8 protein-coding genes are annotated in these 8,836 nt (G+C 67.8%); 2 read left to right on the forward strand and 6 right to left on the reverse strand.

Annotated elements, in window-relative coordinates:
* Positions 1–208 precede the first annotated feature (208 nt).
* Positions 209–661, forward strand: coding sequence for a response regulator (locus JHL17_RS03650; RefSeq protein WP_200190696.1), 453 nt, complete (start codon positions 209–211; stop codon positions 659–661).
* A complete protein-coding gene (locus JHL17_RS03655; protein ID WP_200190697.1) occupies positions 658–1,719 on the forward strand; it encodes an HD-GYP domain-containing protein in 1,062 nt (353 codons plus the stop codon). Before JHL17_RS03650 ends, JHL17_RS03655 begins: the two co-directional genes overlap by 4 nt.
* Before the next feature lie 37 nt (positions 1,720–1,756).
* Here the strand turns inward: JHL17_RS03655 and JHL17_RS03660 are convergent, their stop codons facing one another.
* The 6 genes from JHL17_RS03660 to JHL17_RS03685 form a co-directional block, all read right to left on the reverse strand.
* Complete coding sequence (locus tag JHL17_RS03660) at positions 1,757–2,251, reverse strand: hypothetical protein (RefSeq protein ID WP_247893289.1); 495 nt, start codon at positions 2,249–2,251, stop codon at positions 1,757–1,759.
* Positions 2,252–2,309: 58 nt separating this feature from the next.
* Entirely contained in the window at positions 2,310–2,705 is a 396-nt protein-coding gene (locus JHL17_RS03665) for a hypothetical protein (RefSeq protein ID WP_200190698.1), read from the reverse strand.
* A 283-nt stretch (positions 2,706–2,988) separates the two neighbouring features.
* On the reverse strand, positions 2,989–4,770 hold the full coding sequence (gene ggt / locus JHL17_RS03670) for a gamma-glutamyltransferase (protein WP_200190699.1): 1,782 nt from the start codon (positions 4,768–4,770) through the stop codon (positions 2,989–2,991).
* 194 nt (positions 4,771–4,964) lie between these two features.
* Positions 4,965–5,276, reverse strand: coding sequence for a YgaP family membrane protein (locus JHL17_RS03675; protein ID WP_200190700.1), 312 nt, complete (start codon positions 5,274–5,276; stop codon positions 4,965–4,967).
* A gap of 119 nt (positions 5,277–5,395) precedes the next feature.
* A complete protein-coding gene (locus JHL17_RS03680) occupies positions 5,396–7,666 on the reverse strand; it encodes a hybrid sensor histidine kinase/response regulator (RefSeq protein ID WP_200190701.1) in 2,271 nt (756 codons plus the stop codon).
* Positions 7,667–7,840: 174 nt separating this feature from the next.
* Entirely contained in the window at positions 7,841–8,722 is an 882-nt protein-coding gene (locus tag JHL17_RS03685) for an EamA family transporter (RefSeq protein ID WP_200190702.1), read from the reverse strand.
* Positions 8,723–8,836 lie beyond the last annotated feature (114 nt).

Raw genomic sequence — 8,836 nt, forward strand, 5'->3', positions numbered from 1 at the left:
CCACACCGCGTGCGGCTACCCCGAGTCCCTAACAGCCTCTAGCAAAACTCAAAGACACAAGAGGGGATGATATCCCCGCTATCCCATTTCCCGCCTCTGCTATCCCAGACACAGCGGGTACGCGCACCGATAGCCGTCTAGGGTGGCGCCTAGCGAATTCCATCCAGCGTAACCTGCCGGCCTGCGGCGGATGACGGAAGCGGCGATCATGGACATGACCCTCTACGAGCTGCGGGCCAAGCCCGGCTCTCCTGCTGCGGCAGAACCTTCCCCCGGCTCCGTCCTGCTGGTCGACGACGATCCCGATTTCCGCGGAATGGTGCGCACGGCCTTTCTCCGCGCCGGCTACACCGTGCGGGAGGCGGAGAACGGCAATGCCGCGCTGACCATCCTGATGGACCATCCGGTGGATCTGGTGGTGACCGACATCATCATGCCGGAAGCCGACGGCTACGAGGTTATCCTTCGTTTGAAGGAACAACAGTCGCGCCCGCCATTGATCGCGGTGACGGGGGGCAGCCTGCGCCTGCGGATGGAGCTGCCGGGAATGGCCCGGCTGCTGGGCGCCGAGGCGGCCTTCGAAAAGCCGGTCGACCTGAAGGCGCTGCTGGCCGAAGCCGGCCGGCTGATCGCCGCCCGCAAGGCGGATGCCGCAAGATGAACATCCTCATCGTCGACGACGACCGGACCAACCTCTTCATCATGGCCGCCATCGTCCGCCGCCTCGACGATGCCGACCCGGTCACCATGGAGAGCCCGCTCGCCGCGATGGAGTGGCTGCGCGGGAACGAACCCGACCTGATCCTTCTCGACCAGATGATGCCGGACATGGACGGCATGGACCTGCTGCGCCATATCCGCGGGGAGTCCCGCCTGGACGGCGTCCCGGTGGTGATGATCACGGCGAACACCGCGGTGGACATCCGCGTGCGGGCGCTGGACGAGGGCTGCAACGATTTCCTGACCAAGCCGGTCGTCGTGCCGGAGGTCCAGGCACGCCTGCGCAACCTGCTGGCCCTGCGCCAGAGCCGCGCCCTGCTGCGCGATCGCGCCGCCCTGCTGGCCGCCGAGGTGGAGCGGGTGACCGCCGCCCTCCAGCGCCAGGGGGAGGAGTTGGTCACCCGGCTGTCGCGCGCCTCCGAATATCGCGATCCGGAAACCGGCGCCCATATCGAGCGCATGGCGCTCTACTCGAAGCTCATCGCCGAGGCGGCCGGCTGCGGCGGCGCCTATGCCCAGGATCTGAGGAAGGCGGCGCCGATGCACGACATCGGCAAGATCGGCATCCCCGACATGATCCTGCTGAAGCCGGGCCGCCTGTCGCCGGAGGAGATGACGGTGATGCGCCAGCACGCCGCCATCGGCCACCGCATCCTGGCGAACAGCGACATCCCGCTTCTGCGGCTGGCCGCGGAAATCGCGCTCAGCCATCACGAGAAGTTCGACGGGACCGGCTATCCCAACGGTCTGGCCGCCGACGCCATCCCGCTGTCCGGACGCATCGTCGCCATCGCCGACGTGTTCGACGCCCTGACCTCCACCCGGCCCTACAAGCGGTCCTGGACGATGGAGGAGGCGCAGGCCTACATGGTCGAGAACCGCGGCCGGCATTTCGATCCCGCCCTGCTCGACGCTTTCCTGTCGCGATGGGACGAGGTCTGCACGATCCGCCGAGAGAATGCCGACGAGCTGTCCGAACCCCTCCCGGAACAGGCTTGAAGCCTGCCGGCCGTTCCGTCAGCCCGCTGATGCGCCCTCAGTTGACGATACGCCAAGTCCCGTCGGATTGGAGGCACGCGGTGCCGTAGACGGGCTGAGGCCGGCCGCCGACCATGGCGCTGCTCTGGTATTCGCGGCATTGCTGGCCGCTGCGCGAATAATAGACCGGACCGGCCGGGTCGACGCCGACGGACGGGGGCGGGGCGTAATACTGCACCGCTGGCGGCGGCGCATAGACGACCGGCGGAGGGGCGTAATATTGCACCACCGGCGGCGGCGCGTAGTAGCGGTAGGGATGGTAATAGCCGTAGGCCGGGAAAATCGGTCCGACGCCGATGCCGACCGACACCGACGCACGCGCCTGGGCCGCCTCCGGAACGGACACCACCGCTGCGGCAGCGACAACCGCCAGCATCGCAGCACCCAGGGCAACCGCCCTCCGCACCGTCGTCATCATCTGTCTCCCGGTCGCCCCGCCGGTCCGCGTCGGCCGCGGCCTTGCCACCGGCGTGTGGCTCAAGACCGCCATCATACACCGGTCCCGCGGCGCATCACAGGGGTTGCGCGCGGGCGGGCGGCATGCGGGGCGGTCAGATGTCGAGCGGCAAATTGTCGGGATCGAAGCCCAGCTGCTCGACGATGGCGCGGGCGAGCGGGATACTGGTCTCGAAGCGCCATTCGGCCATGCCGGGGCGATATTCCGACACGTTGGGGCGGCCATTGGCGAAACGGCGCGGGTGCAGCTCGTACCAATAGATGTCGCCGAGCGCCACACCCTGTTCCTTCGCATAGGCCTCGGCGATGCGGGGCCAATCATTCACGGCCGGCTGAGGCGACCCGGCCGCCTTGGCGATGTCGGTCTGTTCCAGGAAAGCGACGATGCGCTTTCCTTCGCGCTCGAAATCGGCGACCCGGATGGTGACGGGCAGCTTCCCCTCACGCTGATAGGTCCACTCGCGGTTCTTTTCGACCAAGGCCTTGTCCACGGCAAATGCTCCGGTTCACTCCTGCAAAGGCTAACCGACAGGCCCGCCTTAAGCCAACTGTTCCGTTGCCTTTCCAGGACAGGCGCGAGCCCTTGGAGCCCGCACCGCCCGGGAAGGCGGATCAGCGGTTACCAAAGCACGCGGCTTTTTCTTTGTATACGGGAATTGTGACGCCCGGTGGTCGCCGGGCGCCCGTCTTCCCTTCAGGACCATGCCGTCCGAACGATGGATCCGTCGCCAACCTCCTCGGCAGCCTCTTTCGCCAGCCCGTTCCGCAGTCGCCTCAGTAGCCGAGCGTCATGCCGTCGGGGTTCCGCGGATCCGAATAGCCGTACAGCCCGTCCTCGCGCAGCTGGATGGTCTGGGTGCGGCCCATCGTCGGCTTCACCGCCACCTTGTGGCCCATCTGCTCCAGCAGGCGGACGGTATCGGGGCTGAGACCCTTCTCCACCCTCAGTTCGTCCGGGGTCCATTGATGATGGACGCGCGGCAGGGCGGCGGCTTCGGCCGGGTTCATGTTGAAGTCGATGTGGTCGATCACCGTCTCCATGGTGGTGGTGATGATGCGGCTGCCGCCGGGGCTGCCGGTGACCAGCCAGGGCTTGCCGTCCTTCAGCACGATGGTCGGCGACATCGAGCTGAGCGGCCGCTTGTAGGGCTGGACGGCGTTGGCGTCGCCGCCGACCAGACCGAAGGCGTTGGGCACGCCGGGCTTGGCCGAGAAATCGTCCATCTCGTTGTTCAGCAGGATGCCGGTGCCCTCGGCGACGATGCCGCTGCCGAAGTTGAGGTTCAGCGTGTAGGTGGTGCTGACCACGTTGCCCTGGTTGTCCGCCACCGAGAAATGGGTGGTCTGGTCGCTCTCGTAGGGTGCCGGCTTGCCGGGCTTGATGCTGCTGGCCGGGGTCGCCTTCTCCGGATCGATCTTGGCCGCCAGTTCGTCGGCGTATTTGCGCGAAGTCAGGCCCTTCACCGGCACCTTGGTGAAGTCGGGATCGCCGAGATATTCGGAACGGTCGGCATAGGCCAGCTTCATCGCCTCCGCCATCAGGTGGATCGAGCGGGCGCTGTCGGGGCCATAGTCCTTCAGCGGCCAGCGCTCCAGGATGTTCAGCATCTGGATGATGTGCGTCCCGCCGGAACTGGGCGGCGGCATCGACTTGACCGTATAGCCGCGGTAGCTGCCGCTGACCGGCTCTCGCTCCACCACCTTGTAGGCCTTCAGGTCGTCCTTGGTGATGTAGCCGCCGTGTTTGGACATCTCCGCCGAGATCTTGTCGGCGATGGCGCCCTCGTAGAAGGCCTTGGGCCCCTGCTGGGCGATCATCTCCAGCGAGTTGGCGAGGTCGGCATTGGCCAGCGTCTCGCCGGCGGTCAGCGGGCGGTCGCCCTTGAAGAAGACTGCGCGGGTGGCGTCCCATGCGGCCAGATGGTCGCGCTCGACCTCCAGCAGCCCGGCGAGCTGCGGGGTGACGGTGTGGCCCTCGCGCGCCAGCCTGATCGCCGGGGCCAGCACGTCGGCCAGCGTCATCGTGCCGTATTTCTCCAGCGCATGGGCGAGCCCGGCGACGGTGCCGGGGATGCCGACCGCCAGATGGGTGTAGAGCGAGCGGTCGGGGACGACCTTGCCCTGCTGGTCCAGATACATGTCGCGGAAGGCCTTGGCCGGCGCCATCTCGCGGAAGTCGATGGCGACGTCCTTGCCGCTCTTGGCGTCATGGACGACCATGAAGCCGCCGCCGCCGATGTTGCCGGCGTTCGGCAGAACCACCGCCAGGGCGAAGCCGACCGCCACCGCCGCATCGACCGCGTTGCCGCCGCGCTTCAGGATGTCGACACCGATCTCGGTCGCCAGCCGGTGCTCGGAGGCCACCATCCCGTTCTGGCTGCGGACCGGATAGAAGATGTCGTAGCCGATGTCGTAGCGGACCGAGGCGGTCGGGGACGCCGGCGTGGAGGTGGCGGCCTTCTGGGCAAGCGCCGGTACCGCGACGGCCATCTGCAGGCCGACGCAGAGCGCCATCGCCGCGACCGAGGAACGGGACCGGAAAGCGGGGAACCACATGCGGTGAATCTCCAGAGCGGGATGACAGGTCTGGGGCTGCAGCCCGGGCAACGCAGGATGTCACACCCACACTCCCCGGTCTCCACCCCGTCGCTGGCCTACCCAACAATTCACCATCAGGGTTAATGGCATCGCGCATTCCCGTGAATGAAATGCGACGATCGGTGAACGGATCCGATCCGGTGCGGTGCCGCTCAGTAGGTCTCCGCCATGCGCGAGTGGTCGACGCCCCGCGACTCGCCATAGGAGCCGTCATGGCCCAGCCGGTCCTGGTGATCGCCGGACAGGCGATCCTTGAGCGGGCAATGGCCGCTCATGCCGCGGGCAACCAGGGCCGCACCGACCAGGCCCATGATGGCACCAGGAATGCTGGCGCCCTTGCGCAGGCCGCCCGCGGCCACGGCAAGACCGAGCCCGGTCGAAACGATGCGCTCGCCCATGCCGAGGTTGGTGTGGCCTTCGAAGACGCTGTCATAGGCGTTGCGGATGGTGGATTGAGCGTTCATGGCTGCTCCGGGGGCTGGAATGGAGGGACAATCGCCCTTCCAACGCGGGCGCACCCCGTCGGGTTCCATCGCCGAGCCGAGGCAGGCACCCGAGCCGCCCCCCATTTCCCGGCCGCCGGTCAGCTTTCGACCGCAGCCATTTTCCGGATCGAGCGGACCAGCCGGGCCGGTTCGACCGGCTTGGACAGCACGGTCAGCGCCACCTCCTGCATCGCGGCGGTGGAGGTCAGATCCTCGGCATATCCGGTGACCATCAGGATCGGCGTCTCGTCGCGCCGGGCGCGCAGGGTGCGGGCCATATCCAGCCCGGTCATCCCCGGCATCATATGATCGGTGACGATCACGTCCGGCCGGCATCCGCGTTCGAGCAGCAAGAGAGCCGCCGCGGCGTCGGCGGCTTCGTGCACCGCGAACCCCTCCTGCTCCAGATATCCGGCGGTCGCGGTGCGCACCAGCTCCTCGTCATCCACCAGCAGGACGGCGCAGCCGGTCCCAATCCCGACCTCCGACTCAGCCGTGATCCCGGGCGCGACCCCGGCCCGGCCCGCCGCTTCGTCCTCTTGCGCCGGAGGGGGAGCGGCCTGGGTGGACGGTGCATCCGCGTCCTGAAGCGCGCGCGGCAGATAGAGCGTCACCGTGGTGCCCAGGCCCGGCCGGCTGTCCAATTCCACCCCGCCGCCGGACTGGGTCGCCAACCCATGCACCATGCTGAGGCCCAGCCCGGTGCCGCGCCCGACCTCCTTGGTGGTGAAGAACGGCTCGAAGGCGCGGGCGGCGACCTCGGCCGGCATGCCGGTGCCGGTATCGCACACCCGCAGCACGACATACTCGCCTGCGGCGAGGCCGGAAACCTGTTCGGCACCGACGGTCCGGTTCGCCGCCAGGATCCACAGCGTGCCGCCTTCGGGCATGGCGTCGCGGGCGTTCAGCGCGAGGTTCAGCACCGCCATTTCCAGTTGGGTCGGGTCGATCATCGCGGACCACAGGCCGGGAGACACCTCCGTCTCGATCCTCACCGACTGGCCCAGCGTGCGGCCGAGCAGGCGGCTGGTCCGCTCGACCAGTCCGGCGACGTCGACCGGGATCGGCCGCAGCTGCTGCCGGCGCGAGAAAGCCAGCAGATGCTGGGTCAGGTTGGCCCCGCGCTCCACCGCCTGCAGCGCCAGCCGCGCCGGACCGGTGATGCGCTCGTCGTCGCTGCGGCTGTCGATGACGTGCAGGTTGATGCCGATGGCCTGCAGAAGATTGTTGAAATCATGGGCGACGCCGCCGGTCAGCTGGCCGATCGCCTCCATCTTCTGGCTCTGGAGCAGGGCGTGTTCGGCGTGTTCGCGCCCCTCCACGGCACGGCGGGCGGCATCCATCGCCCGGGTCGCCGCCTCGTAGGCGCTGAACTGGCGGGCCAGCGCCCAAAGCGCCACGAGAAGCGCCGCGGCTCCGACGGCGCCGGCCGCTCCGATGGTCCAGGCCTGGATGCGCCACTCGCCCAGCACCGCATCCAGCTTGCGGGTCACGTTGACGACCAGCGGATAGTCGGACAGTGCCCGTGTCGCCACCAGCCGGGCACCGTCGTTCAACCCGAGGGAGGACAGATAGACGCCGGACCTTGAGCGCTCCAGCACCTTCAGGAACTGGCGCTGCCCCAGCGGCCGGCCGATGTCCGGCAGAAATGGGTGGCGGGCCAGCAGGATGCCGTCGCGTCGCCACAGGCTGATGCTGCCGTCGCCGTCGGGCTGCAGCGCTTTGTAGAGCCTCTCGAAATAGCTGAGTTCGATGGCGCCCAGCACCAGCCCGACGAAGCTGCCGTCCGGGCCGCTGATCCGGCGGGCCAGATAGATGGTCCAGGTGCCGCTGCCGCGATTCTGCACCGGCGCGCTGATAAAGGGTTCCGACGTGTCGTGGTCGCGCAGATAGGCGAAATAATCCCGGTCGGCCACGTTGACCGGCGGGATCGGATAATAGCGCGAGAAGTTGATCAGGCGGCCGTCGGAGGCGATCATCGTCACCGCGTCGAGCTGCGGCAGCCCGGTGATCCGCGCCCGCAGCATCTGGTAGGTATCGCGCCCGCCCATCCGCCGGACATAGTCTTCGGGCGTGGCGATCCCGTCCGACTTCAGCTGCTCGATGATGGTGTTCAGGACCAGATCGACGCTTTGCGTCGCGCGCGTCGTCTGTTCCGTAAGGGACAGGTTCAGGGTGGACAGCTCGCGCTCCGCCCCCTCCAGTTCGCGGTCGCGCATGCTGCCGATATAGTGGACCGTCGCCGTCAGCAGCACGGCGACCGACAGCCCGCCGATCAGCAGCAGGACGCGCAGGGGGCGGCTGGCGCGCAGATGGGCCAGCCAATGCCGGATCGGCGAAACCGGCGTTCCACCGTCCGGCCGCGCCATCCTTTCGGAAGAGATCAAAGCTCGCCTATGGTTTAGTGTCCGACCCATCAGTCGGAATGATCCGGACGCCATAGCGCCGCGTCAAGCTCGTCAAGGTTAATAGGACCCTGCCTATCCCAATCCCGGCCATGACTTTCCTGGATAAGCCTTCTCGGCCGGCAATGCCGGTGGCGGTCAGATCCGCACCCGCGCCGGTGCCGGCAGCTTAAGGACAGACAGGGCGAGGCCGGCGAAGACCAGCAGCCCACCGGCCAGTTTCGCCGCGGTGAAGGTCTCGCCCAGCAGAAGCGCACTGGAACTCATGCCGAAGATGGGAACGAGCAGCGAGAAGGGAGCGACCAGGCTGGCCGGATAATGCCGCATCAGGAAGCCCCAGGCGGCAAAGCCGAACAGCGTCGCCGCCGCCGCGATGTAGAGCAGCGAGCCGACTCCCACCACCGTCAGCGTGGCGAAGGCATGGACGATGCGGTCCGGCCCCTCCAGCGCCAGCGACAGCGCCAGCACCGGCAGCGGCGGGACCAGACTGACCCAGACCATCAGGCTGAACAGGTCGGGGGCCTTGGCTCGCTTCATCACGATGTTCGCCACGCCCCAGGCGGCGGCGGCGGCCAGCGTCAGCCCGAGGCCGAGCAGCGAATCGCCCGCCGGCATCTCCAGCGCGATCAGCCCGACGCCGGCGAAGGCGACGACCATGCCGCCGATCTGCCGCGGCCCCGGCCGATCGCCCAGCAGGAAGGCGGCGAAGATTGCGGTGAAGAAGGCTTGGGATTGGAGGACCAGCGAGGCCAGCCCCGCCGGCATGCCGGCGTCGATGCCCAGATACAGCAGCGGGAACTTCACCACCCCCAGCATCACGCCGATGCCGATCACGAAGCGCCAGGGCACCGGCGGGCCCTTGCGCCAGCCCAGCACCAGGACCGGCAGCGCCGCCAGCGCGAAGCGAAGGCAGGAGAAGAGCAGCGGCGGAAAATCGCGCAATCCGACCTTGATCGCGACAAAGTTGAAGCCCCAGACGGCGGCGACCGCCACGGCGAGCAGAATGTGGGAAGCACGCATGGCGGAGAGGCTAAACGGGTGCCGCCGGCCGGGTCAATCCGCGGTAAGGCGCGCCAGGGCTCCGAAGCCGGGTTAACAGCGGTTTACGAACGTCGAAGTTTCTGATTCGGTGGA

This window comes from Azospirillum endophyticum, assembly GCF_016595245.1.
In the GTDB taxonomy this organism is placed as follows: Bacteria; Pseudomonadota; Alphaproteobacteria; order Azospirillales; family Azospirillaceae; genus Azospirillum; species Azospirillum endophyticum.